The following is a 23032-nucleotide window of genomic DNA, read 5'->3' as shown; positions in this document are numbered from 1 at the left end:
GTCCTGACATTCAGTGGCCCCGAGTGGCCCGAGGAGAACCCGCGTGACACCGACGACCCCGCCCCCTGCCGCCCCCCGGATCGCCGGCGCCCCCATCTCCTGGGGCGTGTGCGAGGTGCCCGGCTGGGGCCACCAGCTGCCGGCCGAGCGCGTCTTGGCCGACATGGCGGAGCTGGGGCTGGGGGCCACCGAGCTCGGTCCCGAGGGCTTCCTGCCCGCCGATGCCGATGCCCGCAACACGCTGCTCGGTCGACACGGCCTCAGCGCCGTCGGTGGGTTCCTGCCCGTGGTGCTGCACACCGATGCCGATCCCCTTCCGGAGGTCGACGCATTCGTCGAGGAATGCCTGGCCATCGGGGCCGAGGTCGTCGTGCTCGCCGTGGCGACCGGCAGCGAGGGCTACGACGAACGCCCCACTCTCGACGACGTCGAGTGGAAGACCCTGCTGGAGAACCTCGACCGTGTCGCCGACCGTGTCGCCGAGCGCGGGCTGCTCGCCGTGGTCCATCCGCACGTCGGGACGCTCGTCGAGGACGCCCGAGACACGCAGCGCGTGCTCGACGGGTCGCGGATCGGCTTGTGCATCGACACCGGTCACCTGGTCGCGGCCGGAGCCGATCCCGTCGCGATCACGCTGGCCAACCTCGAGCGGGTCCAGCACGTCCACCTCAAGGACGTCGACGCCGCCCTCGCCGCCCGCGTGCAGTCCGGTGAGCTGGCCTTCTCCGACGCCGTGTCGCAGGGACTCTGGACGGTGCTCGGTGAGGGATCCGTCGACGTCGCGGCGATGCTCTCGGCACTGCGCGGCCACGGCTACACCGGCTGGTACGTGCTGGAGCAGGACCTCAAGCTGACCGGCGAGCCCGAGGGCGAAGGCCCCAGGGCCGACGTCGCCAAGTGCCTGGCCTACGTGCAGGGAGCGCTCTCGGCATGACGGCACGCGAGCTCCTGACGATCGGACGCTGCGGCGTCGACGTCTACCCGCACCAGGTCGGCGTCGGCCTCGAGGACGTCACGTCCTTCGGCAAGTTCCTGGGCGGCAGCCCGACCAACGTTGCCGTCGCCGCCTCCCGCCTCGGTCACCGCGCCGGGGTGTGGACCAAGACCGGGGACGACCCGTTCGGTCGCTTCGTCCGCCGGGCGATGGAGGGCTTCGGGCTGGACACCAGCCTCGTGGGCACCGACAACGACCTGCCGACGCCGGTGACCTTCTGCGAGATCTTCCCCCCGGACGACTTCCCCCTCTACTTCTACCGGCGCCCCTCGGCACCGGACCTGCAGATCCGTGCCGACGAGCTCGGCACTGCACCGGAACTACTGGGCGCCGTGCGCGACGCCGAGATCCTGTGGTTCACGGTCACCGGCCTGTCCGAGGAGCCCTCGCGGTCGGCCCACCTGGCCGCCCTCGAGGCGCGCGGTCCCGACCGGCTCACCGTCCTCGACCTCGACTATCGTCCGATGTTCTGGGCCGACCCCGCCGAGGCGACCGCGGCCATCGCCGAGGTGCTGCCCTTCGTCTCGGTGGCCGTGGGCAACCGGGAGGAGTGCGAGGTGGCGATCGGTGAGTCCGAGCCCCGGGCCGCAGCCGAGGCGCTGCGTGCGGCCGGCGTCGAGACCGCCATCGTCAAGCAGGGCCCGGCCGGTGTGCTCGGCGTGCGGGGCGAGGAGTCGGTGACCGTGCCCCCGGTCCCGGTCGACGTCGTGAACGGCCTCGGCGCGGGTGACGCGTTCGGTGGTTCCCTGGTGCACGGGCTGCTGGAGGGCTGGCCGTTGGAGCGGACGCTGCGCCACGCCAACGCCGCCGGGTCCCACGTCGCGGGGCAGCTGTCCTGCGCCGACGCCATGCCGACCCTCGACGTGCTGACCGCCCTCGTCGACGCCCACCAGGAGGGTGCCCCGTGACCACCGTCGACGACACCGCGATCCGACGCATCATCGACCTGCGCGTGTCCGACCCGCAGGCCATCGCCCGCGGCTGGGGCGCTCGCCGCCAGCCCGACCGACTCGTCGGTCCGACCGGACGGCTCATGCTGGTCGCCGCGGACCATCCTGCTCGTGGGGCCCTGCGCGCGGGGAACGACCCGCTGGCCATGGCCGACCGGCGCGAGCTGCTCAGCCGCATGGTCCGCGCGCTCGCGCGTCCCGGCGTGGACGGGGTGCTCGGCACCGCAGACGTGCTCGACGACCTGCTGCTGCTCGGTGCCCTCGAGGGCAAGGTCGTCATCGGGTCGATGAACCGCGGCGGACTCGCAGGCACGTCCTTCGAGATCGACGACCGCTTCACCGGCTACGACGCGGCGTCGATCGCGCGGGATCGGCTGCAGGGCGGCAAGATGCTCTTTCGCATCGACCCCGAGGACGCCGGCACCGTGGCGACGATGCAGGCCTGCGCAGGGGCCGTGACCGAGCTGGCCCGGGCCGAGGTGATGGCCATGGTCGAGCCGTTCATCTCGCGTCGTGAGGACGGTCGAGTGGTCAACGACCTCTCGACCGCGGCCGTCGTCCGCTCGGCGACCGTCGCGGCCGGACTCGCCTCCACCTCCGCGCACACGTGGCTCAAGCTGCCGGTCGTGGAGGACATGGACACCGTCCTCGCCGCGACCACGCTTCCGGTGCTGCTGCTCGGAGGTGAGGTGGCCTCCGACCAGGACGCACAGTTCGCGCTGTGGTCCAAGGCGCTCACCCACCCGGCCGTTCGTGGCATGGTGGTCGGGCGCTCCCTGCTGTTCCCCCCTGACGCGGACGTGGAGTCCGCGGTCGACGCCACGGTGGAGATGCTCTGATGACCGACCAGCACGTGATCCGCAAGGGCGAGGGTGCCCAGTCAAGTGCACTGTCGCCCTACGTCCTGGACGTGACGCCTGAGTCCGCCGGTTGGGGCCACACCGGCCTGAAGGTGCTCGAGCTGCCCGCCGGCGGGTCGGCGACGATCGACACGGGTGACGCCGAGGCACTCGTCCTCTCCCTGACCGGCACCGCGAACGTCCTCGTCGACGACGCCTCGTTCGAGCTCACCGGGCGCGCGGACGTCTGGTCCGGCCCCAGCGACGTCGTCTACGCCCCGATCGACTCCCGTGTGGTGGTGTCGTCCACCGCGGGTGGGCGGTTCGCGGTCCCCACGGCGCGCGCCACACGTCGGCTCCCGCCGGCCCACCTCCCGGCGGCCGACGTGCCGGTGGAGCTGCGCGGCGCCGGCCAGGCCAGCCGCCAGGTGAACAACTTCGGCGTCCCGGGCGTCCTCGAGGCCGACCGGATGATCGCCTGCGAGGTGCTGACCCCCGGCGGCAACTGGTCCTCCTACCCGCCGCACAAGCACGACGTGGAGCGCGAGGGAGAGACGCAGCTGGAGGAGATCTACTACTTCGAGGTCGCGCCCGGCCCTGCCGGCCCGGGGGTGGCGTACCAGCGCGTCTACGGCCACGACGACGCCGACATCGACGTCACCGCCGAGGTGCGCGACGGTGACACGATCCTGATCCCGCACGGCTGGCACGGCCCGTCCATGGCCGCTCCCGGCTATGACCTCTACTACCTGAACGTCATGGCCGGTCCCGGCCTGGAGCGTGCCTGGCTGATCTGCGACGACCCGGCCCACGGCTGGGTCCGGGAGACCTGGCAGACGCAGGACGTCGATCCGCGGCTCCCGTTCGGAGGGCGGCGATGAGCACCTCGGCCGGGACGACCCGACTCACCGTGGCCCAGGCCGTGGTGCGCTTCCTGGAGGCGCAGCACGTCGAGCGCGACGGCGTCTCCCGGCCGTTCTTCGCGGGATGCTGGGGCATCTTCGGCCACGGCAACGTCGCCGGCGTGGGGCAGGCGCTGCTGGAGCGCGAGGCCGCCGGGGAGGACGCCGCGTCCGGCGGCCGGCCCCCGCTGCGCTTCCTGCACGGCCGCAACGAGCAGGCCATGGTGCACGCCGCCGTCGCGTACGCCCGTCAGTACGACCGGCTGCGCGCCATGGCCGTCACGGCGTCCGTCGGTCCGGGCTCGACCAACATGGTGACCGGGGCCGCACTCGCCACCATCAACCGGCTGCCCGTCCTGCTGCTGCCCGGTGACACCTTCGCCACGCGGGTGGCCAACCCCGTGCTCCAGGAGCTCGAGGACCCCTCGAGCATGGACGTCAGCGTCAACGACGCGTTCCGGCCGGTCTCCCGCTACTGGGACCGGATCGCCCGTCCCGAGCAGCTCGCCCCCGCCCTGCTGCAGGCGATGCGGGTGCTGAGCGACCCGGCTGACACTGGAGCCGTGACGCTCTGCCTGCCGCAGGACGTGCAGGCCGAGGCGCACGACTTCCCGACCGCGCTCTTCGCCCCGAGGACGTGGCACGTGGCACGCCCGGTGCCCGAGCCGTTCGAGCTCGGGCGGGCCGTGGAGCTCATCCGGGCCGCGAAGCGTCCGCTGGTCGTCGCCGGTGGCGGCGTCATCTACGCCGGCGCCGACGACGCCCTGCGTGCCTTCGCGGAGGCCACTGGCATCCCGGTGGGGGAGACGCAGGCGGGCAAGGGCTCGCTGCCCTACGACCATCCCCAGGCGATGGGCGCGATCGGCGCGACCGGCTCGACCGCGGCCGACGCGCTCGCCGCCGAGGCGGACCTCGTCATCGGCGTCGGCACCCGGTACAGCGACTTCACCACCGCGTCGCGCACGGTCTTCGCCGCCGAGGACGTCCAGTTCGTCAACGTCAACGTCGCCCGCATCGATGCCCTGAAGCTGTCCGGCGCCTCGCTCGTCGCCGACGCGAAGGTGGCCCTCGAGGCGATGACCCAGGCCCTCGCGGGCCACCGGGTGGACCCGGCACACACCGAGCGTGGAGTCGGGCTCGCGCGGGAGTGGGACCGCACCGTCCAGTCGGCCTACGCACACGGCGCGGCCGACGACGGACGCCTCGTGCAGTCCGCCGTCATCGGCGCCGTGAACGACGTCAGCGACCCGCGAGACGTCGTGGTGTGCGCGGCCGGATCCATGCCGGGTGACCTGCACAAGCTGTGGCGCACGCGCGACCGCAAGGGGTACCACGTGGAGTACGGGTACTCCTGCATGGGTTACGAGGTCGCCGGTGGGCTCGGCGTCAAGATGGCCGTGCTGGATCAGATGGGCCTCGACCAGGCTGTGCCAGACGATTCTGGCGAGGGCGGGCAGCCCGACCGGGACGTCTTCGTCATGGTCGGCGACGGATCGTGGCTGATGATGAGCACCGAGCTGGTGACAGCCGTCGCCGAGGGCGTCAAGATCATCATCGTGCTCGTCCAGAACCATGGCTACGCCTCGATCGGTGCGCTCTCGCAGAGCCTGGGCTCGCAACGCTTCGGCACCAGCTACCGCTACCGGACGCAGACCGGGCTCGACGGCGGCACCCTCCCCGTCGACCTCGCAGCCAACGCGGCCAGCCTCGGTGCCGACGTGATCGTCGCCGAGGGGCCGGACGACCTGCGCTCCGCCCTGCAGAAGGCCAAGGAGTCCCCACGTTCCACCGTCGTGCACGTGGAGACCGACCCGCTCGTGCCGGCGCCGGACAGCCCCGCATGGTGGGACGTGCCGGTCGCAGAGGTCTCGGACCTGGAGTCCACCCGGCAGGCCCGCGTCGACTACGAGCAGCACAAGACCACCCAGCGTCACCACCTGGACCCCGCCCCCCGATCGGAGAACGACGAATCATGAGCGAGACCTACGACCACTGGATCGGCGGTCGGCACGTCGCCGGCGAGAGCGATCGCACGGCAGACGTCTACGACCCCGCCCGGGGCACGCCCACGCGCCAGGTGCGCCTGGCCACGGCCTCGGACGTCGATGCCGCCGTGCAGTCGGCCCGGACGGCGTTCGAGTCCTGGGGGCAGAGCTCGGTGACGGCCCGCTCGCGCGTGATGTTCGACTTCCGTCAGCTGCTCGTGGAGCACGAGGACGAGCTGGCCGAGATCATCTCCAGCGAGCACGGCAAGACGTTGGACGACGCGAAGGGGGAGGTCGTCCGTGGTCGGGAGGTCGTGGAGTTCGCCTGCGGGATCCCTCAGCTCCTCAAGGGGGAGTACAACGACCAGGTCTCCGGCTCGGTCGACTCCTACTCCTTCCGCCAGCCACTGGGCGTCGTCGCCGGCATCACGCCGTTCAACTTCCCGATCATGGTGCCGCTGTGGATGCACCCGGTGGCGATCGCGACGGGCAACACGTTCGTCCTGAAGCCGTCCGAGCGGGTGCCCGGGGCCTCGGACCTCGTGGCCCGCCTCTACGCCGAGGCCGGGCTGCCCGACGGCGTCTTCAACGTCGTGCACGGTGACAAGGTCGCGGTCGACGCGATCCTGGAGCACCCCGACGTCGCGGCGGTCTCCTTCGTGGGGTCCACGCCCATCGCCCGGTACGTCCACGAGGGTGCCTCGCGCACCGGCAAGCGGGTGCAGGCGCTGGGTGGCGCCAAGAACCACGCCGTGGTCATGCCGGACGCGGACCTGGACTTCGCGGCCGACCACATCGCCGCGGCCGGGTACGGCTCGGCCGGCCAGCGCTGCATGGCGGTCTCCGCCGTCGTCGCCGTCGGCCCGGCCGCCGACACGCTCGTGGACAAGATCCGCGAGCGCACCCATGACGTCAAGGTCGGCGTCGGCACCGACCCCGACGCCGGGATGGGCCCGGTCGTGACCCAGGCCTCGCGCGATCGGATCGTGGACTACATCGGCCAGGGGGAGGCGGCCGGCGCGAAGGTCGTGGTCGACGGCCGTGACCTCGTCGTGGAGGGGCACGAGGAGGGCTTCTTCGTGGGCCCGACCCTCATCGACCACGTCACGACCGACATGAGCGTCTACACCGACGAGATCTTCGGCCCCGTGCTGGCCGTGCTGCGCGTGGAGACGCTCGAGCAGGCCATCGAGCTCGTGAACGCCAACCCCTACGGCAACGGCACCGCGGTGTTCACGTCGACGGGCGAGGTCGCGCGGACCTTCCAGCGCGACGTCCAGGTCGGCATGATCGGGATCAACGTCCCGGTCCCGGTGCCGATGGCGTTCCACTCGTTCGGGGGATGGAAGGACTCTCTCTTCGGTGACCACCACATGCACGGTCCCGAGGGCGTCCGGTTCTACACGCAGGCCAAGGTGGTCACCTCCCGGTGGCCCCACGTGAGCGAGGAGTCCCTCGCCGCGCTCCACTTCCCGACGGCTCACTGACGTCGGTCCCCACCCAGAAGAAGAAGGAACACACCATGAACAAGCGCAGAACAGGATCTCTCAAGGTCATCGGGTCGGCGGTCCTCGCCGCCACGCTGCTCGCGGCGTGCTCCGGCACGGGCCAGGAGGACACGACCGAGGAGGCCGGCGACCTCACCTACGCCGTCATCACCCACAGCGCACCGGGCGACGCCTTCTGGGACCGCGTCAAGTCCGGCGCCGAGAAGGCCGGGGACGACTACGGCGTCACCGTCGAGTACAGCAACGATCCCGACCCGGCCCGTCAGTCGCAGCTGATCGACGGTGCGGTCGCCGACGACGTCGACGGCATCGTGGTCTCGATGGCCAACCCCGACGGTCTGGAGTCCAGCGTCAAGGCCGCCACCGAGGCCGGTGTCCCGGTCGTCACCATCAACTCCGGCGTGGACCAGTTCGCCGAGTTCGGTGCCATCACCCACATCGGCCAGAGCGAGGCCATCGCCGGCGAGGCGGTGGGCGAGGAGCTCAACGAGGCCGGGCTCACCAAGGCCGTCTGCGTCATCCACGAGGCCGGCAACGTCGGCCTGGAGGAGCGCTGCCAGGCCGCCGCGAGCACCTTCGACGGCGAGATGGAGAACCTGCAGGTGGACGGCACCGACGGCGGAGCCGTGGAGTCCACCATCACCTCTTCGCTGCAGGCCGAGACCGACATCGACGTCGTGCTCACCCTCGGCGGCCAGTTCGCGATCAACGCGGTCAGCGCGGTCGAGCAGGCCGGCAGCGACGCCACCGTCGCGACCTTCGACCTGTCCGAGGACGTCGTGACCGGCATCCAGGACGAGTCGATCCTCTTCGCGGTGGACCAGCAGCCCTACGTGCAGGGCTTCCAGGGCGTCACGACCCTGTACCTGAAGTCCATCAACGGCAACGACCTGGGCGGCGGCCAGCCGATCAACTCCGGTCCCGCCTTCGTCACGACGGAGAATGCCGACGCGGTGCTCGAGTTCGCCGCCAACGGCACTCGCTGATCCCGTCCCGGTGCCGGGCGTGGACGCGCCCGGCACCGGGCCCACCAGAAAGCAGGAACCCCAGATGGCGACAGCCACGGTGACCGACGAGCGGGTCTCCCGCACGTCGACGCTGACCAGACTCATGAAGAGACCGGAGGTGGGCGCGCTCGTCGCTGCGGTGGCCGTCTTCGCCTTCTTCGCCCTCACGACGTCGGCCTTCGCGACCTCCAGCGGCGCGAGCACCTGGCTGCGCGGTGCCTCGACGATCGGCATCATGGCGGTCGCCGTCTCCCTGCTGATGATCGGCGGCGAGTTCGACCTCTCCGCCGGCGCCATGACCGGGTTCACCGGTCTCGTGGTCGGTGTCATGACCACGGAGTACGGCCTCAACATCTGGGCCGCGGTCCTGCTCTCCCTCGCCCTGGCGCTGGGGGTGGGGATGATCAACGGGCTGATCGTCATGCGGACGGGACTACCGAGCTTCATCGTCACGCTCGGCACGTTCTTCGTCCTGCAGGGCATCAACCTGGCAGGGACCAAGGCCCTCATCGGGCAGGTCGCGATCCAGGGCATGAGCCAGGTCCCCTACTACGACCAGGCCAAGCGCGTCTTCGGCTCGGCCGTGGACGTCGCCGGGGGCGCGGTCTACGCCTCGGTGTTCTGGTGGCTGGCGGTGACGGCCGTCGCAACCTGGATCCTGCTGCGCACCCGCGTCGGCAACTGGATCTTCGCGGTCGGTGGGGCCCAGGTCTCGGCCCGTCAGGTGGGTGTCCCGGTCTTCCGGACCAAGGTCGGCCTGTTCATGACCACGGCAGGTGCGGGGTGGCTGGTCGGCATGCTGCTGCTGTTCACCACGTCGACCGTGCAGAGCAACACCGGCGTGGGCCAGGAGTTCATCTACATCATCTGCGCCGTGGTGGGTGGCTGCCTGCTCACCGGTGGCTACGGCTCGGCCATCGGTGCCGCCCTCGGTGCGCTCATCTACGGCATGGCCAACCAGGGCATCGTCTACTCGGGGTGGGACAACAACTGGCTGCGTGCCTTCCTGGGGGTCATGCTCCTGGCCGCGGTCTTCCTCAACGAGCTGGTGCGCAAGCGATCGGAGACGGCACGATGACCGATGAGAAGAAGAGCTCCCACGCCCCCGGGACCGAGGGCCCCGTCATCGAGGTCAGGGAGATCGGCAAGCGCTACGGAGCGATCATCGCCCTTGCCGACGTCTCGACGTCCGTGCGAGCCGGACAGGTGACCTGCGTGCTCGGGGACAACGGCGCCGGCAAGTCCACCTTCATCAAGATCCTCGCCGGCGCGCACGAGCACTCCGAGGGCGAGCTGTTCATCGACGGTGAGCCGTCGCGGCTGAGCAGCCCGCGCGAGGCCCTGGACCGCGGCATCGCCACGGTGTACCAGGACCTGGCCGTCGTGCCGCTGATGCCGGTGTGGCGCAACTTCTTCCTCGGCAGCGAGCTGCGCAAGGGCCGGGGGCCGTTCAGTCGGCTCGACATCGAGGCGATGAAGAAGATCAGCAAGGCAGAGCTGGCCGCGATGGGCATCGATCTCCGAGACGTCGACCAGCCCATCGGCACACTGTCCGGCGGTGAGCGCCAGTGCGTGGCGATCGCCCGGGCGGTGTACTTCGGGGCGCGCGTGCTGATCCTCGACGAGCCCACTGCGGCGCTGGGCGTGAAGCAGTCCGGGGTCGTGCTGAAGTACATCGCCAAGGCGCGCGAGCGGGGGCTGGGCGTCGTCTTCATCACCCACAACCCCCACCACGCCTACCCGGTCGGCGACCGCTTCATGCTGCTGCGCCGCGGCAGGAGCCTGGGCGACTTCCCGAAGTCGGAGATGACGCTCGAGGACCTGACCTCGATGATGGCCGGCGGCACCGAGCTGCAGTCGATCGCCCAGGAGCTGGAGGAGTCGATGGGCGCCGACTCCGACGTCGCCACCGAGCTGAAGGCCTCGCAGCCGACGTCGGGAGCCGGGACGCCGTGACCACGCCCGAGCTGCGCGTCGGCGTGGTGGGCCTGGGCTGGATGGGCCAGGTGCACGCCCGCGCCCTGTCCCGCCTGCCGCACCACTACCCGGACGCCCCCCTGCGGCCCCGCCTGGTGGCCGTCGCCGACCCCGTCGACGACGACCGGACCCGGGCGGCGGTCTCCGCGCTCGGCTTCGGCGAGCACGTCGCGGACTGGCGCGACCTCGTCGACCGCGACGACCTCGACCTCGTGTGCGTCGCGGGGCCGAACTTCGTCCACCGGGACGTCGCCGTGGCCGCGGCACGTGCTGGCAAGCACCTGTGGGTGGAGAAGCCGGCCGGTCGGAGCGCGGCCGAGACACGCGAGATCGTCGACGCCGTGACCGCCGCAGGGGTCCAGGCCGCCGCGGGGTTCAACTACCGCAACGTGCCGGCCGTCGAGATGGCGCGAGACCTCGTCGCAACAGGGCGGCTCGGTCGAGTCGAGCACAGCACGGTGCGCTTCCTCGCGGACTACTCCGCCGATCCGGACGCGGCGCTGTCCTGGCGCTTTCGCACGGCGACGTCGGGCTCCGGCGTGCTCGGAGACCTCGTGAGCCACGCGGCGGACCTGTTGCGACACGTCGTGGCCGACGTGGCGGAGCTGGTGGTCGACCGGGCCACCTTCATCGCGCAGCGCCGCGAGGCACTGCCCGGCGCGATGCACTACGAGAAGGGTGCCGGCGCGCTCGGCGACGTCGAGAACGAGGACTACGTCAGCGCCCTGCTGCGCCTGGCCGACGGCTCACGGGCCGTGCTGGAGTCCAGCCGCGTCGCGGTCGGCGAGCAGAATCGCTACACCCTGGAGGTGCACGGCACCGAGGGAACGGTGTCGTGGGACTTCCGGCGCATGAACGAGCTGCAGGTCAGCACGCGAGCCGAGGGGGAGTACCTGAACGCGTTCTCCACCACCCGGTTCGCCGCGCCCGGGGACGGGGAGCTGGGGGTCTTCCAGCCGGGTGCCAACAACCCGATGGGCTTCGACGACCTCAAGGTCGTGGAGGCCCGTCGCCTGGTGGAGTCGATCGCCACCGGAGAGCCGGTGGGCGCGACCATCCACGACGCACTGTCGGCGGCCGTCGTCGTCGACGCCATGTCCGAGTCGGCGAACGAGCGAAGGTGGGTCACACTGTGAGCGAGCGCCAGCTGGGGGCACCTCCCTGCACGGAGCGCAGCGGAGTGCTTGGGGGCGTGAACCGAAAAACTCACGCGGCGCCGCGTCCGTATCCTCGCCACTTCATGACGGAGGTGGCGCCGTGAGCGAGCGCAGGGTGAAGGTGGGCGTCATCGGCGCCGGGGCGATGGGAGCATCGCACGTCACGACCCTGGGAGCCGGCGTCCCGCACGCCGAGGTCACCCGGGTCTTCGACATGGACACGGCACGCGCCGAGCAGGTGGCCCGTGGTGTCGGGGCGCAGGCGGCCGAGTCGCCTGAGGCGCTGATCGACGCGGTGGACGCCTTCGTCGTGGCGTCCCCGGACGTCACCCACGCGGACCTGGTGATCGCGGGCATCGAGGCGGGCAAGCACGTGCTGTGCGAGAAGCCGCTCGCCGTCTCGGACGAGGACGCCCGCCGGGTGGTCGACGCCGAGGTCGCCCTCGGGCGCCGAGTCGTCCAGGTGGGCTTCAACCGCCGCTTCGACCCCGGCTTCCTGGACCTCAAGGCCTCGATCGACGACGGCACCCTCGGCGAGGTGCGCCTCCTGCACGGCATCCACCGCAACGCCTCCAACGCCACCAGCACCGACGACGCCGGCCTGGTCACCGGCTCGATGATCCACGAGTTCGACACCTTCCGGTGGCTGCTCGACGGCGAGATCGTCGCCATCCGGGTGGAGTCGCCGATCACGGACGGCTTCCGGGACCCGCAGGTCGCCACGCTGTGGACCGACGGTGGCCAGATGATCACCGTCGAGGTGTTCGTCAACGCCGGCTACGGCTACGACGTGCGCGTCGAGGTCGTCGGCAGCAGCGGGTCGGCCACGCTCGAGCCCCGGACACCGGTCGTGCGACGGGTCTCCGGCCAGAGCGGGAGCGCCATCGGCAGCGACTTCGTCGGACACTTCATCGAGTCCTACCGGCTCGAGCTGGCCGAGTGGGCCGCAGCGGCGGCCCGTGGCGAGGTCGTCGGCGCCAGCACGTGGGACGGCTACGTCGCCAACCTCGTCGCCGGCGCCGGGGTCCGGGCGCTGCGCTCCGGTGACAAGCAGCCCGTCGAGGTGCCCGAGCGTCCCGGCCTCTACGCATGAGCCGGGGACATGCGCAGCGGGATGCCCCGCTTCCCCACCGGCGAGCACCGGTTCGCGCGCCCCTCGACCCACGGCGACAGGAGAGACCATGACGCACCCGGCTGCGACCAGGCTCGGGCCGCAGGACTGCCGGCTCGACGACCTCGCCGCCCTCGTCGAGGTCAGCACCGACGAGGCCGACTATCCCCACGCTGACCGGATCGAGCAGAACGCCCTCGTGTACGACGCCGCCGCGCTGCTCGCGGTCACGTCGACGCCCGAGGGGCTCGACGCGGTCAGTGCCGAGCTCGTCCACGCCCTCGCCGACGGGCCCGGGATCGTCGTCCTCGCCGGGGCCTGGGCCGACCTCGACGTCGTCGATCGTGCGACGCTCGCGTTCGAGCAGATCATCGCCGAGGAGAGGGCCGCCGGCGGTGCGCACGGGGACCACTTCGCGACCGCGGGAGCGAACGACCGGATCTGGAACGCGCTGGAGAAGCTGGCGGTCCGCGACCCCGACGTCTTCGTGGACTACTACGCCAACGAGCTCCTCGCGCTGGTCTCGAACGCCTGGCTCGGCCCCGGCTACCAGGTGACCTCGCAGGTGAACGTCGTGCGGCCCGGTGGCCGGGCGCAGGACCCGCACCGCGACTACCACCTGGGCTTCCTCTCTGACGAGGTCGTGGCCCGGTACCCCCGGCACGTGCACCTGCTCTCGCCGGTCCTGACGCTGCAGGGGGCCGTCGCCCACGCCGACATGCCGGTGGGGAGCGGACCGACGCTCTACCTCCCGCACTCCCAGAAGTACGCCCCCGGCTACCTCGCGTACCGCCGCCCGGAGTTCCGTGCGTACATCGAGGAGCACCGGGTCCAGCTGCCGTTGGCCAAGGGTGACGCCGTCTTCTTCAACCCGGCGCTGTTCCACGGTGCCGGCAGCAACGTCTCGACCGACGTGCAGCGCGTGGCCAACCTGCTGCAGGTCTCCTCGGCCTTCGGACGGGCGATGGAGGTCGTCGACCGCGCCCGTATCATCACGGCGATCCACCCCGTGCTGCGCGAGCGCAAGGCTGCCGGGTGGTCCCCGGCGGACCTCGGTCGCGTGGTCGCGGTGGCCGCCGAGGGGTACCCCTTCCCGACCAACCTGGACCTGGACCCACCCGTCGACGGACTGACGCCGCCGGCACAGACCGAGCTGCTGGAGCAGGCCCTCGCCGACGACTGGCCGCACGACCGCGTCATCGCTGCCCTGGGCGCCCACGCCGCACGCCGCCGGACGGAGGGCTGAGGTGGGTCTGCTGCAGGACCGCGTGGTCCTGGTCTCCGGCGGCACCCAGGGCGTGGGCCTGGCCATCGCGACGGCAGCGGTGCGTGAGGGTGCCTCGGTGGTCGTGACGGGTCGCCGCGCCGACGTCGGGGAGCGGGCGGTGGCCGCTCTGTCCACGGGCGGGGCCGATGCTCGTTTCGTGGCCTGCGACGTCGCGGACGTCGCCCAGTGCACCGCGGCGGTGGAAGCCACCGTCGCGGCGCACGGTCGCGTCGACGGCCTGGTGAATGCTGCGGGCTTCACCGAGCGGGGCGGCCTGCTGGACACGACACCGCAGATGTTCGACCAGCACGCGGCGGTCAACCTGCGCGGGCCGTTCTTCCTGATGCAGGGCGTCGTCGCCGACATGGTCGCGCGTGGTGCGCCGGGATCCGTCGTCAACATCGCCACCATGAGTGCGCACGGCGGGCAGCCGTACCTGGCGGCCTACGCCGCGACGAAGGCCGGCCTCGTCGGCCTGACCAGGAACGCCGCGCACGCGCACCGCTTCGACCGCATACGCATCAACGCGATCAACATCGGCTGGACCGACTCCGATGGTGAGGACACCATCCAACGGCGGTTCCACGGGGCGGGTGACGACTGGCGCGAGCGGGCGGCCGAGCGGTTGCCGGCCGGCCGACTGGCCGCACCTGAGGACGTCACCGGTCTGGCGGTGCTGCTGCTCTCGGACGCGAGCGGCGTCGTGACGGGCTCGGTCATCGACTGGGACCAGACCGTCGTCGGTCCGTCGGACTAGGAAGTCGTCGGTCCATCGGGCGTGGAATCTGCACCCGAGCGGCTACGCCATGGGCGAACAGGGGGTGTCGGCGCGTGTGTCGGCGGGCTCGGCCCTCTAGGGTCGAGACGTGAACACTTCAGACTCGACACCGCCGCGTTCGGCCGTCGGCGACGACGGTCCCTCCGACCTCGACGGCCACATCTACCAGCGACTGCTCAAGGAGCGGATCATCTTCCTCGGCTCCGAGGTGCGTGACTCCAACTCCAACGCCATCTGCGCCCAGATGCTGCTGCTCAGCGCCGAGGACCCCGAGACCGACATCTCGCTGTACATCAACAGCCCCGGTGGCTCGGTCGACTCCGGCATGGCCATCTACGACACGATGCAGTTCATCTCCAACGACGTGTCCACCGTCGCGATGGGGCTGGCGGCCTCGATGGGCCAGTTCCTGCTCGCCGCGGGCACGGCCGGCAAGCGCTACGCCCTGCCGCACGCACGCATCATGATGCACCAGCCCTCCGGCGGCATCGGTGGCTCCGCGTCGGACATCAAGATCCAGGCCCAGCAGTCCATCCTGCTCAAGAAGCAGCTCAACGAGCTGCAGGCCCACCACACCGGCCAGAGCGTCGAGCAGGTCGAGATCGACGCCGACCGCGACCGGTGGTTCACGCCCGACCAGGCCAAGGACTACGGATTCATCGACCAGGTCATCAGCAGCGTCCAGGAAGTGAAGCGATGAGCTACTACATCCCCCAGTGGGAAGAGCGCACGTCCTACGGGTTCCGACGGATCGACCCGTTCACCAAGCTCTTCGAGGACCGCATCATCTTCGTGGGCACCCCGATCGGCGACGACGTCGCCAACGCCGTGATGGCCCAGCTGCTGAGCCTTCAGCAGATGGACGCCGACCGCGACATCCAGCTGTACATCAACAGTCCGGGTGGCTCGTTCACGGCGATGACGGCCATCTACGACACGATGCGCTACCTCAAGTCCGACGTGCAGACGGTGTGCCTGGGCCAGGCGGCCTCGGCCGCCGCAGTCCTGCTCGCCGCGGGCACGCCCGGCAAGCGGTTCGCCCTGCCGAACAGCCGCATCCTCATCCACCAGCCGTACACCGAGGGCACCGGTGGCCAGATCTCCGACCTGGAGATCCAGGCCAACGAGATCCTGCGGATGCGCGAGCTGATGGAGAAGATGATCGCCGACGCCACGGGCAAGACGCCCGAGCAGGTCAGCCTCGACGTCGAGCGCGACAAGATCCTGACCGCCGAGCAGGCCGTCGAGTACGGCCTGATCGACCAGGTCTTCGACACGCTGAAGACCGACGACGTCTGAGGTCCGCGCCCGGGGTGCGGGTGGCGTCGCCGACACGCCGCCCCCGCACCCCAATGGTGGGCCACGTCCACCGAAGACTTGTAGTGTGATCGAATCGCAGTCCCGGACCCCGGGTCATCGACCCGGAGAGGAGCGCCACCGTGGCACGCATCGGTGAGACCGCAGACCTGTTGAAGTGCTCGTTCTGTGGCAAGAGCCAGAAGCAGGTCAAGAAGCTCATCGCGGGCCCTGGCGTCTACATCTGCGACGAGTGCATCGACCTCTGCAACGAGATCATCGAGGAGGAGCTCGCCGAGGGCGCCGACCTCAGCCTGGGCGAGCTGCCCAAGCCGCACGAGATCTTCGACTTCCTGGGCGGCTACGTCATCGGCCAGGACGATGCCAAGAAGAGCCTCGCGGTGGCGGTCTACAACCACTACAAGCGGGTGCAGGCCCAAGCCGCGGGCCGGGCCAAGGACGACTCGGTCGAGCTGGCCAAGTCCAACATCCTGCTCGTCGGTCCCACCGGCTGCGGCAAGACCTACCTCGCGCAGACGCTCGCCCGGATGCTGAACGTCCCGTTCGCGATCGCGGACGCCACGGCACTCACCGAGGCGGGCTACGTCGGCGAGGACGTCGAGAACATCCTGCTCAAGCTCATCCAGGCCGCCGACTACGACGTCAAGAAGGCCGAGACGGGCATCATCTACATCGACGAGGTCGACAAGATCTCGCGCAAGGCCGAGAACCCCTCGATCACCCGTGACGTCTCCGGCGAGGGCGTGCAGCAGGCGCTCCTGAAGATCCTGGAGGGCACCACGGCCTCGGTGCCTCCGCAGGGCGGGCGCAAGCACCCGCACCAGGAGTTCATCCAGATCGACACCACCAACGTGCTGTTCATCGTCGGCGGCGCGTTCGCCGGCCTGGAGGAGATCATCGAGCAGCGCAGCGGCAAGGTGGGACTCGGCTTCAACACCGGCGGCCAGCAGGAGGCCAAGCCCTCAGGACCTGAGCAGCTGTACTCCAAGGTGCTCCCCGAGGACCTGCTGAAGTTCGGTCTGATCCCTGAGTTCATCGGCCGCCTGCCCGTCATCGCCGCGGTCGACAACCTCGACCAGGAGGCGCTCGTCTCCATCCTCACCACTCCGAAGAACGCCCTCACCAAGCAGTTCGTGCGGCTCTTCGAGATCGACGGTGTGGAGCTGGAGTTCGGCACGGACGCGTGCGAGGCGATGGCCGAGCTCGCGCTCGAGCGCGGCACCGGCGCTCGTGGCCTGCGCTCGATCATCGAGCACGTCCTGCAGCCGGTCATGTACGACATCCCGGCCCGCGACGACGTGGCCAAGGTGATCGTCACCGGCGACACCGTCCGAGGGCTCGAGGGCCCCACGGTGCTGAGCAGCGACGAGGCGGAGAAGAAGGCCTCCTGACCCGGGTGACTCACCCGCGACTGGCGCAAGCCTGCGATTCTGGGACGGCGTGTCGCACAGATCTGCGCCACTGGGGATCACCCTTGCGCCACTCGCGTCTCCTGAGTCGCATCCGGCCAGCCGCGCAGTCTGGGGTCCCAGCGTCGGCTCGGTAGGCTCGCTGGCATGACCACGGACATCACGCTGCACGGCGCCACCGGCTACACCGGGGCGCTCACCGCCGAGTACCTCGGCACGCACCTGCCCCAGGGCGCGACGTGGGCGGTGGCCGGGCGCAGCCGCGACAAGCTGCGGTCGGTGGCCGAGGCGGTGGTGGCTGCCGGGGGACAGGAGCCCAAGGTCGTCGTCGCCGAGCTCGACGATCCGGCCTCGATGCGCGCCATGGCCGAGGACACCCGAGTGCTCATCAGCACCGTCGGCCCCTACCTCAAGCACGGGATGCCCGCGGCCCGTGCCGCGGCCGAGGCGGGCATCGGCTATCTCGACCTCACCGGTGAGCCGCAGTTCGTCGACGAGGTCTGGCTGGAGCTGCACGAGACCGCCGAGGCGTCGGGAGCACGGCTCGTGCACGCCTGTGGCTTCGACTCCATCCCCTACGACCTCGGCGTTCTCTACACCGTCTCCCAGCTGCCCGAGGACGTCCCGATCCAGGTCAAGGGCTACGTGCGGGCCAACCTCGGACCGTCGGGTGGCACCTACCACTCGGCCGTCAACCAGTTCGCGTCGTTGCGGGAGTCGGCCTCGGTCGCCAAGCGTCGCCGCGCCCGGGAGGTGCGGCCCGCCGATCGCTCGATCAAGGGCGGTGGAGGTCTCGGCCGGACCGAGCACGACCGCGGCTGGGCCGTGCCCCTGCCGACGATCGACCCGCAGGTCGTGCTCCGCTCCGCCCGCGCGCTGGAGAGCTACGGACCCGAGTTCCGTTACGAGCACTACGCGCACGTCAAGACGACGCGGATGCTCGCGGCCGGCGCCCTCGGCCTGGGGGTGATGGGCGTCGGCGCACAGGTCCCGCCGCTGCGCGCGCTGCTGCTCAAGGCCAAGAGTCCGGGCGACGGGCCGACACCGGAGCAGCGCGCCAAGGCGTGGTTCACGCTCGACTTCCTGGCCGAGTCCAAGGACACCCGCCTGCACACCCGTGTGAGCGGCCGCGACCCCGGCTACGGCGGCACCGGCAAGATGCTGAGCGAGGCCGCCCTGTGCCTGGCCTTCGACGACCTGCCCCCGGTGGCGGGCCAGACGACGACGGCCGTGGCGATGGGTCAGGCGCTCATCGACCGCCTCCACCCCGAGATCCTGCGCTTCCAGACCATCGATTGACCGCTGAGTGTGACGAATCTGCCCCGAATCGGAGCACTTCGGGGCATGTTCGTCACACTCAGCGGGTCAGCGCTCGATCAGTCCTGGGGCGCGAGGGTCGCGTCGACCGTGACCTCGTTCGCGGACTCCTCGGCGGTCAGGGTGACGTCGCCGACGACGCGCCCGGCCGCCCGGACGTCGTAGAGGGCCTGGGCCGCGAGGTCGAGCGTCGCCTGCGGTCCGTGCACGACGGCGGCCGTGACCTCGGTGCGCTGGCTGACCTTGGCGACCGACTTGGCGCCCCGGACGCCGGCGAGAACGGCGGCCGCGGCCGGCAGCACGGCTGCGTCGCCACCGTCGATGGCGAGGTCGCCGGAGGTGGGCCAGGCGGCACGGTGGACCGAGCCCTCCTGCCACCACGACCAGACCTCCTCGGTCACGTACGGCAGGAAGGGAGCCAGCAGGCGCAGCTGCACCGACAGGGCCAGCACGAAGGCCGAGCGGGCCGACGTTCCCTCCGGGCCGTCGCGACGAGCCCGCTCCTTGACCAGCTCCAGGTAGTCGTCGCAGAAGTCCCAGAAGTACTTCTCGCTGACCTCCAGGGCAGAGGAGTAGTCGTAGTCCGTGAAGTGCTGCGTCGCCCGTTCGACGACGGCCTGCAGTCCTGCGAGCATCGCGAGGTCCAGCGGCTCGCTCACGGCCGTCGGATCGAGGTCGGCAGCGGTCGCGCCGAGCCCGTAGTCGTCGGGCGAGGCGAGGACGAACTTGCTGGCGTTGAGCACCTTCATCGCCAGGCGACGACCGACCTTCATCTGTGTCTCGTCGAACGGCGAGTCCGAGCCCGGGCGCGCCAGGGCAGCGCGCCAGCGCACGGCGTCGGCGCCATACGTGGACAGGATCTCGTCGGGCACCACGACGTTGCCCTTGGACTTGCTCATCTTCTTGCGGTCCGGGTCCACGACGAAGCCGGAGATGGCCGCGTGGCTCCACGGCACCCGGCCGAACTCCTGGTGGGACCGGACGACGGTGGAGAACAACCAGGTCCGGATGATGTCGTGCGCCTGGGGTCGCAGGTCCATCGGGAACGTCCGGGCGAACAGGTCGGTGTCGCGCTCCCAGCCGCAGGCCAGCTCCGGAGACAGCGATGACGTCGCCCAGGTGTCCAGCACGTCCGGGTCCGCGACGAAGCCGCCGGCCTCGCCGCGCTGGGACTCCTCGAAGCCCGGAGGGGCCTGGGAGGCGGGATCCACCGGAAGCGTGTCCTCGGCGGCGAAGATCGGGTCGTCGTGATCGGGCTGGCCGTCTGCGTCCAGGCGGTACCAGACCGGGAACGGGATGCCGAAGAAGCGCTGGCGACTCACCAGCCAGTCGCCGTTGAGTCCCTCGATCCAGTTGGTGTAGCGCGACTGCATGTAGCCGGGCTTCCAGTCGATCTCGTCGCCCCGGGCCACGAGGGCCGCGCGCAGGTCGGCGTCGCGTCCGCCGTTGCGGATGTACCACTGGCGGGTCGAGACGATCTCCAGCGGCTTGTCGCCCCGCTCGTAGAAGTTGGCGACACGCTGCGTCGGCTCGGGCTCACCGTCGAGGTCGCCGCTGCCACGCAGGGCCTGCACCATCATCTCGCGCGCCGTGAAGGTGGTCTTGCCGGCCAGCTCGACGAACAACGCCGCACCCGTCCCGCCGGCGATCCACTCGGGGACGTCGCGCAGGAAGCGGCCGTCACGACCGATGACGGTGCGGTTGGGCAGCTGGTGCTCGCGCCACCACTGCACGTCGGTGAGGTCGCCGAAGGTGCAGCAGTGCACGATGCCGGAACCCTTCTCGGGGTCCGTGAGCGTGCTGGCGATGATCGGCACCTCGACGCCGAACAGGGGCGACGTGGCGGTGCCGCCGAAGAGGTCGGCGTAGCGCTCGTCGTCGGGATGCGCGATGAGCGCGACGGCGGCCGGGGTGAGCTCGGGTCGGGTCGTCTCCACGTGCACCACACGCTCGCCGGCTCCACCGGCAGCGGCGACGCGGTAGGCCACCCGGTGGTAGGCGCCGGGGTAGTCGCGGGCCTCCAGCTCGGCCTGGGCGACGGCGGTCTGGAACGTGACGTCCCACAGCGTCGGGGCGTCCTGCTGGTACGCCTCGCCACGGGCCACGTTGCGCAGGAACGCACGCTGGCTCACCGTCTGGGCGTCGGGGCCGATCGTCGTGTAGGTCTGGGTCCAGTCGACGCTCAGGCCCAGCGTGCGCCACAGCCGTTCGAAGACCTTCTCGTCCCGCTCGACCAGCTCGTTGCACAGCTCGACGAAGTTGCGGCGGCTGATCGGGACCTGACGCTTCGGGTCGGGCTTCTCCGGCGGGGTGAAGTCGGGGTCGTGCGGCAGCGACGGGTCGCAGCGCACGCCGTAGTAGTTCTGCACGCGGCGCTCGGTGGGCAGGCCGTTGTCGTCCCAGCCCATCGGGTAGAAGACCTCCTTGCCGCGCATCCGCTGGAAGCGCGCGATGAGGTCGGTGTGGGTGTAGCTGAACACGTGACCGACGTGCAGGGATCCGGAGACCGTGGGGGGAGGGGTGTCGATGGAGTAGACGTCCTCGCGCGGGTGCGATCGGTCGAACCGGTAGGTGCCCTGCTCCTCCCATGCCTCGGACCACCGCTCCTCGAGGCCCTCGAGGACGGGCTTGGCCGGGACGCGGTTCGCTGGAGTGGTCACGGGAGGCAAGTCTAGGTGGCTGCTGCCGGGCGGCGTGCCGGGGCGCTGGGCGGTCCTCGGGAGCGCCCCGTCGTCGCCAGCAGTCAGTCCCGGCGCAGGAGGTCCACGATCCGTGAGAAGCCGTCGGCACCGTGTCCCGCGTCCACGGCTCGGGCCGCCAGGTCCCGCATCACGTCCGGCAGTCCGCCGTCGAGCCCGGCGTCGGCGCTGGTTGCCGAGATGTGGTCCAGCACCGCGAGCTCCATCGCGAGGTTGTCCTCGGTGCCCGGATGGTCGTCCGCGTCGACGGCGGCCGCCATGGAGTCCAGTGACTCCGGCAGGATCGCCAGCATCTGCCGTGCGTAGGGCAGGAAGGTCCTGGTCTCCACCCCGTTCGCCGTCACCATGGCGGCAGCGTGCAGGAACGACGTCATGCCGGCGAAGAAGATCTCGAGCATCGCGACGTCGTGCAGAGAGGCGAGTCCGTGATCCTGCCCGAGGTGGTCGGCGACGCCGGCGAGGGTCCGCAGCCGGTCCACGTGCCGGTCGAAGAGGTGTCGTGCGCCGCTGTAGAGCACCAGTGCCTCGGCGTCGCCGATGAGCGGGATCGGCACCATGATCGCGCCGGACAGGTAGTCCATCCCGCGTTCCTCGGCCCACGTCGCGGTCGTGCGGGCCTCGTCCGGGGTGGAGGAGGTGAGGTTGACGACCGTTCGTCCGGCGTACGTCGCCGGATCGATCGATCCCAGCACCTCACGGACGGACTCGTGGTCGCGCAGGCAGATGATCAGCAGGTCGGAGTCTCTCGTTGCCTCGTCGAGACTCGGCGCCAGGCCGGCACCTGCCTCGACGAGAGGCGAGGCGCGTGCCGCGGTGCGGTTCCAGACGGTGGTGGGCACCCCTGCCTGGAGCAGGGCGCGGGCGAGGGCGGAGCCCATCGGACCCAGACCGACGACGGTCGTCCGAGATGCGGTGGCAGACATCATCGGGCCGACCTCGCCGGGAACCTCGACGCCAGGGTCTCGACGATCGCCGCCAGGGCGACGGCGTGTCCGCGGGCATTGGCATGGATGCCGTCGCTGGCGTAGATGCCGGGGTCAGCGGTGACGGGATGGTGGTGGGTGTCGACGTGCACGCCCCCGACGGACTCGGTGAGGCCGGCGGTGATGCTGTCGAGGGTGTCGAACCGTTCGGACATGACTCCGGCGATCTCCGCCGGCAGCAGGCCGGAGCGTGGCAGGTCGAAGAGGCCGATGGTCACGACCAGTGCTCCGGCGGCGGCGAGGGGCGTGATCAGCGAGTCCAGGTCGGCGCGGAGCCGCTCGGCGTCGAACGAGCGACCCAGGGCGTCGTTGCCACCGGCGCTGATGACGACCAGGTCCGGCCCGAGGGCCACCGCCTCGTCGAGCTGCCCGTCGCGGATCTGGGGCGCCCGCAGCTCGGGGACGGCGAGGTTCGTGGAGGCGAACCCCGGTCGCGTGGCGGCCAGGGCATCGACGAGACGGTCGGCGAAGGAGCGGTCGAGGTACCCGGACAGAGGCTCCATGACGCCCGCGGTCACGCTGTCGCCCATGATCACCAACCGGTCCCACCGTCGGTTGTCGAGGGCGAGTGCCGCCGCATCGGGGTGCAGGCAGTGGGGGTCGTCGTTCTCCGCGCAGTGCTCGCGGTGGGTGGTGCTGGGTGTCGATGCCATGTCTTCCGTCTTCCCCTTGGTGCGGGTAGGTCCCACGGGAACCATGGTGGCTTCGCGCCAGGACTCGGGCCATGGAGTGCGCTGCCGACAGTCGTCGAGATCCCGCCAGAGCGACCACGAGGACGTCGCGGGGCACCAGTCGGGCCCGTGGGTCGGCCTCCGGCCCTCGTGCCCGGCCT

At 70.7% G+C, this 23032-nt stretch carries 20 protein-coding genes; 17 read left to right on the top strand and 3 right to left on the bottom strand.

The features are described 5' to 3' along the window. Nucleotides 1–43 precede the first annotated feature (43 nt). From ACHAAC_RS10305 to ACHAAC_RS10225, 17 genes are all read left to right on the top strand, one after another. Nucleotides 44–934: a TIM barrel protein gene (locus ACHAAC_RS10305; RefSeq protein ID WP_435716120.1), complete on the top strand. Its 891-nt coding sequence runs from the start codon at nt 44–46 to the stop codon at nt 932–934. Then, nucleotides 931–1902, top strand: a complete 972-nt coding sequence (gene iolC / locus ACHAAC_RS10300) for a 5-dehydro-2-deoxygluconokinase (RefSeq protein WP_435716118.1) — start codon at nt 931–933, stop codon at nt 1900–1902. The genes ACHAAC_RS10305 and iolC overlap by 4 nt, the downstream gene beginning before the upstream one ends. Next, complete coding sequence (locus ACHAAC_RS10295; protein ID WP_435716116.1) at nt 1899–2783, top strand: Cgl0159 family (beta/alpha)8-fold protein; 885 nt, start codon at nt 1899–1901, stop codon at nt 2781–2783. The genes iolC and ACHAAC_RS10295 overlap by 4 nt, the downstream gene beginning before the upstream one ends. Beyond that, entirely contained in the window at nt 2783–3664 is an 882-nt protein-coding gene (gene iolB / locus ACHAAC_RS10290) for a 5-deoxy-glucuronate isomerase (protein ID WP_435716114.1), read from the top strand. The genes ACHAAC_RS10295 and iolB overlap by 1 nt, the downstream gene beginning before the upstream one ends. Further along, nucleotides 3661–5661: a 3D-(3,5/4)-trihydroxycyclohexane-1,2-dione acylhydrolase (decyclizing) gene (iolD, locus tag ACHAAC_RS10285; RefSeq protein WP_435716112.1), complete on the top strand. Its 2001-nt coding sequence runs from the start codon at nt 3661–3663 to the stop codon at nt 5659–5661. Before iolB ends, iolD begins: the two co-directional genes overlap by 4 nt. Then, a complete protein-coding gene (locus ACHAAC_RS10280; RefSeq protein WP_435716110.1) occupies nt 5658–7157 on the top strand; it encodes a CoA-acylating methylmalonate-semialdehyde dehydrogenase in 1500 nt (499 codons plus the stop codon). The genes iolD and ACHAAC_RS10280 overlap by 4 nt, the downstream gene beginning before the upstream one ends. 35 nt (nt 7158–7192) lie before the next feature. Then, a complete protein-coding gene (locus tag ACHAAC_RS10275) occupies nt 7193–8164 on the top strand; it encodes a sugar ABC transporter substrate-binding protein (RefSeq protein WP_435716108.1) in 972 nt (323 codons plus the stop codon). Between the two features lie 64 nt (nt 8165–8228). Further along, nucleotides 8229–9263, top strand: coding sequence for an ABC transporter permease (locus ACHAAC_RS10270; protein ID WP_435716106.1), 1035 nt, complete (start codon nt 8229–8231; stop codon nt 9261–9263). Continuing rightward, nucleotides 9260–10141, top strand: a complete 882-nt coding sequence (locus ACHAAC_RS10265) for an ATP-binding cassette domain-containing protein (RefSeq protein ID WP_435716104.1) — start codon at nt 9260–9262, stop codon at nt 10139–10141. Before ACHAAC_RS10270 ends, ACHAAC_RS10265 begins: the two co-directional genes overlap by 4 nt. Next, nucleotides 10138–11298 carry a Gfo/Idh/MocA family protein gene (locus ACHAAC_RS10260; RefSeq protein WP_435716102.1) on the top strand — a complete coding sequence of 387 codons (1161 nt, stop codon included), beginning with the start codon at nt 10138–10140 and terminating at the stop codon, nt 11296–11298. The genes ACHAAC_RS10265 and ACHAAC_RS10260 overlap by 4 nt, the downstream gene beginning before the upstream one ends. A 121-nt stretch (nt 11299–11419) precedes the next feature. Next, on the top strand, nt 11420–12412 hold the full coding sequence (locus ACHAAC_RS10255; protein WP_435716100.1) for a Gfo/Idh/MocA family oxidoreductase: 993 nt from the start codon (nt 11420–11422) through the stop codon (nt 12410–12412). Between the two features lie 88 nt (nt 12413–12500). Further along, nucleotides 12501–13676, top strand: a complete 1176-nt coding sequence (locus tag ACHAAC_RS10250) for a phytanoyl-CoA dioxygenase family protein (RefSeq protein ID WP_435716098.1) — start codon at nt 12501–12503, stop codon at nt 13674–13676. Between the two features lies 1 nt (nt 13677). Then, nucleotides 13678–14454 carry an SDR family oxidoreductase gene (locus ACHAAC_RS10245; protein WP_435716097.1) on the top strand — a complete coding sequence of 259 codons (777 nt, stop codon included), beginning with the start codon at nt 13678–13680 and terminating at the stop codon, nt 14452–14454. A 109-nt stretch (nt 14455–14563) separates the two neighbouring features. Continuing rightward, nucleotides 14564–15175 carry an ATP-dependent Clp protease proteolytic subunit gene (locus ACHAAC_RS10240; RefSeq protein WP_435716095.1) on the top strand — a complete coding sequence of 204 codons (612 nt, stop codon included), beginning with the start codon at nt 14564–14566 and terminating at the stop codon, nt 15173–15175. After that, nucleotides 15172–15774 (top strand): ATP-dependent Clp protease proteolytic subunit, encoded by a 603-nt coding sequence (locus tag ACHAAC_RS10235; protein WP_435716094.1) that lies wholly within the window; start codon nt 15172–15174, stop codon nt 15772–15774. The genes ACHAAC_RS10240 and ACHAAC_RS10235 overlap by 4 nt, the downstream gene beginning before the upstream one ends. A gap of 140 nt (nt 15775–15914) precedes the next feature. Further along, entirely contained in the window at nt 15915–17183 is a 1269-nt protein-coding gene (gene clpX, locus ACHAAC_RS10230; RefSeq protein WP_435716093.1) for an ATP-dependent Clp protease ATP-binding subunit ClpX, read from the top strand. A 165-nt stretch (nt 17184–17348) separates the two neighbouring features. After that, entirely contained in the window at nt 17349–18500 is a 1152-nt protein-coding gene (locus ACHAAC_RS10225; RefSeq protein ID WP_435716091.1) for a saccharopine dehydrogenase family protein, read from the top strand. 77 nt (nt 18501–18577) lie between these two features. On the opposite strand, the gene valS is transcribed toward ACHAAC_RS10225, so the two are convergent. The 3 genes from valS to ACHAAC_RS10210 all read right to left on the bottom strand — a co-directional run bounded on the left by valS (nt 18578) and on the right by ACHAAC_RS10210 (nt 22853). Then, complete coding sequence (valS, locus tag ACHAAC_RS10220; RefSeq protein WP_435716089.1) at nt 18578–21178, bottom strand: valine--tRNA ligase; 2601 nt, start codon at nt 21176–21178, stop codon at nt 18578–18580. Between the two features lie 83 nt (nt 21179–21261). Further along, nucleotides 21262–22143, bottom strand: a complete 882-nt coding sequence (locus ACHAAC_RS10215; protein WP_435716088.1) for an NAD(P)-dependent oxidoreductase — start codon at nt 22141–22143, stop codon at nt 21262–21264. After that, complete coding sequence (locus tag ACHAAC_RS10210) at nt 22140–22853, bottom strand: SGNH/GDSL hydrolase family protein (protein WP_435716086.1); 714 nt, start codon at nt 22851–22853, stop codon at nt 22140–22142. Before ACHAAC_RS10210 ends, ACHAAC_RS10215 begins: the two co-directional genes overlap by 4 nt. Nucleotides 22854–23032: the final 179 nt, after the last annotated feature.

Source organism: Aeromicrobium sp. CF4.19, assembly GCF_051262555.1.
Classification (GTDB): domain Bacteria; phylum Actinomycetota; class Actinomycetes; order Propionibacteriales; family Nocardioidaceae; genus Aeromicrobium.
The sequence above is the reverse complement of the archived record's forward strand: the minus strand, read 5'-3'. Positions and strand labels throughout refer to the sequence as shown.

Bases quoted from the DNA above. Each gene is read 5' to 3' on its own strand.
- iolC (WP_435716118.1), top strand. From the start codon at position 931: ATGACGGCACGCGAGCTCCTGACGATCGGACGCTGCGGCGTCGACGTC.
- iolB (WP_435716114.1), top strand. From the start codon at position 2,783: ATGACCGACCAGCACGTGATCCGCAAGGGCGAGGGTGCCCAGTCAAGT.
- iolD (WP_435716112.1), top strand. From the start codon at position 3,661: ATGAGCACCTCGGCCGGGACGACCCGACTCACCGTGGCCCAGGCCGTG.
- ACHAAC_RS10280 (WP_435716110.1), top strand. From the start codon at position 5,658: ATGAGCGAGACCTACGACCACTGGATCGGCGGTCGGCACGTCGCCGGC.
- ACHAAC_RS10275 (WP_435716108.1), top strand. From the start codon at position 7,193: ATGAACAAGCGCAGAACAGGATCTCTCAAGGTCATCGGGTCGGCGGTC.
- ACHAAC_RS10270 (WP_435716106.1), top strand. From the start codon at position 8,229: ATGGCGACAGCCACGGTGACCGACGAGCGGGTCTCCCGCACGTCGACG.
- ACHAAC_RS10265 (WP_435716104.1), top strand. From the start codon at position 9,260: ATGACCGATGAGAAGAAGAGCTCCCACGCCCCCGGGACCGAGGGCCCC.
- ACHAAC_RS10250 (WP_435716098.1), top strand. From the start codon at position 12,501: ATGACGCACCCGGCTGCGACCAGGCTCGGGCCGCAGGACTGCCGGCTC.
- ACHAAC_RS10235 (WP_435716094.1), top strand. From the start codon at position 15,172: ATGAGCTACTACATCCCCCAGTGGGAAGAGCGCACGTCCTACGGGTTC.
- ACHAAC_RS10225 (WP_435716091.1), top strand. From the start codon at position 17,349: ATGACCACGGACATCACGCTGCACGGCGCCACCGGCTACACCGGGGCG.
- ACHAAC_RS10215 (WP_435716088.1), bottom strand. From the start codon at position 22,143: ATGATGTCTGCCACCGCATCTCGGACGACCGTCGTCGGTCTGGGTCCG.
- ACHAAC_RS10210 (WP_435716086.1), bottom strand. From the start codon at position 22,853: ATGGCATCGACACCCAGCACCACCCACCGCGAGCACTGCGCGGAGAAC.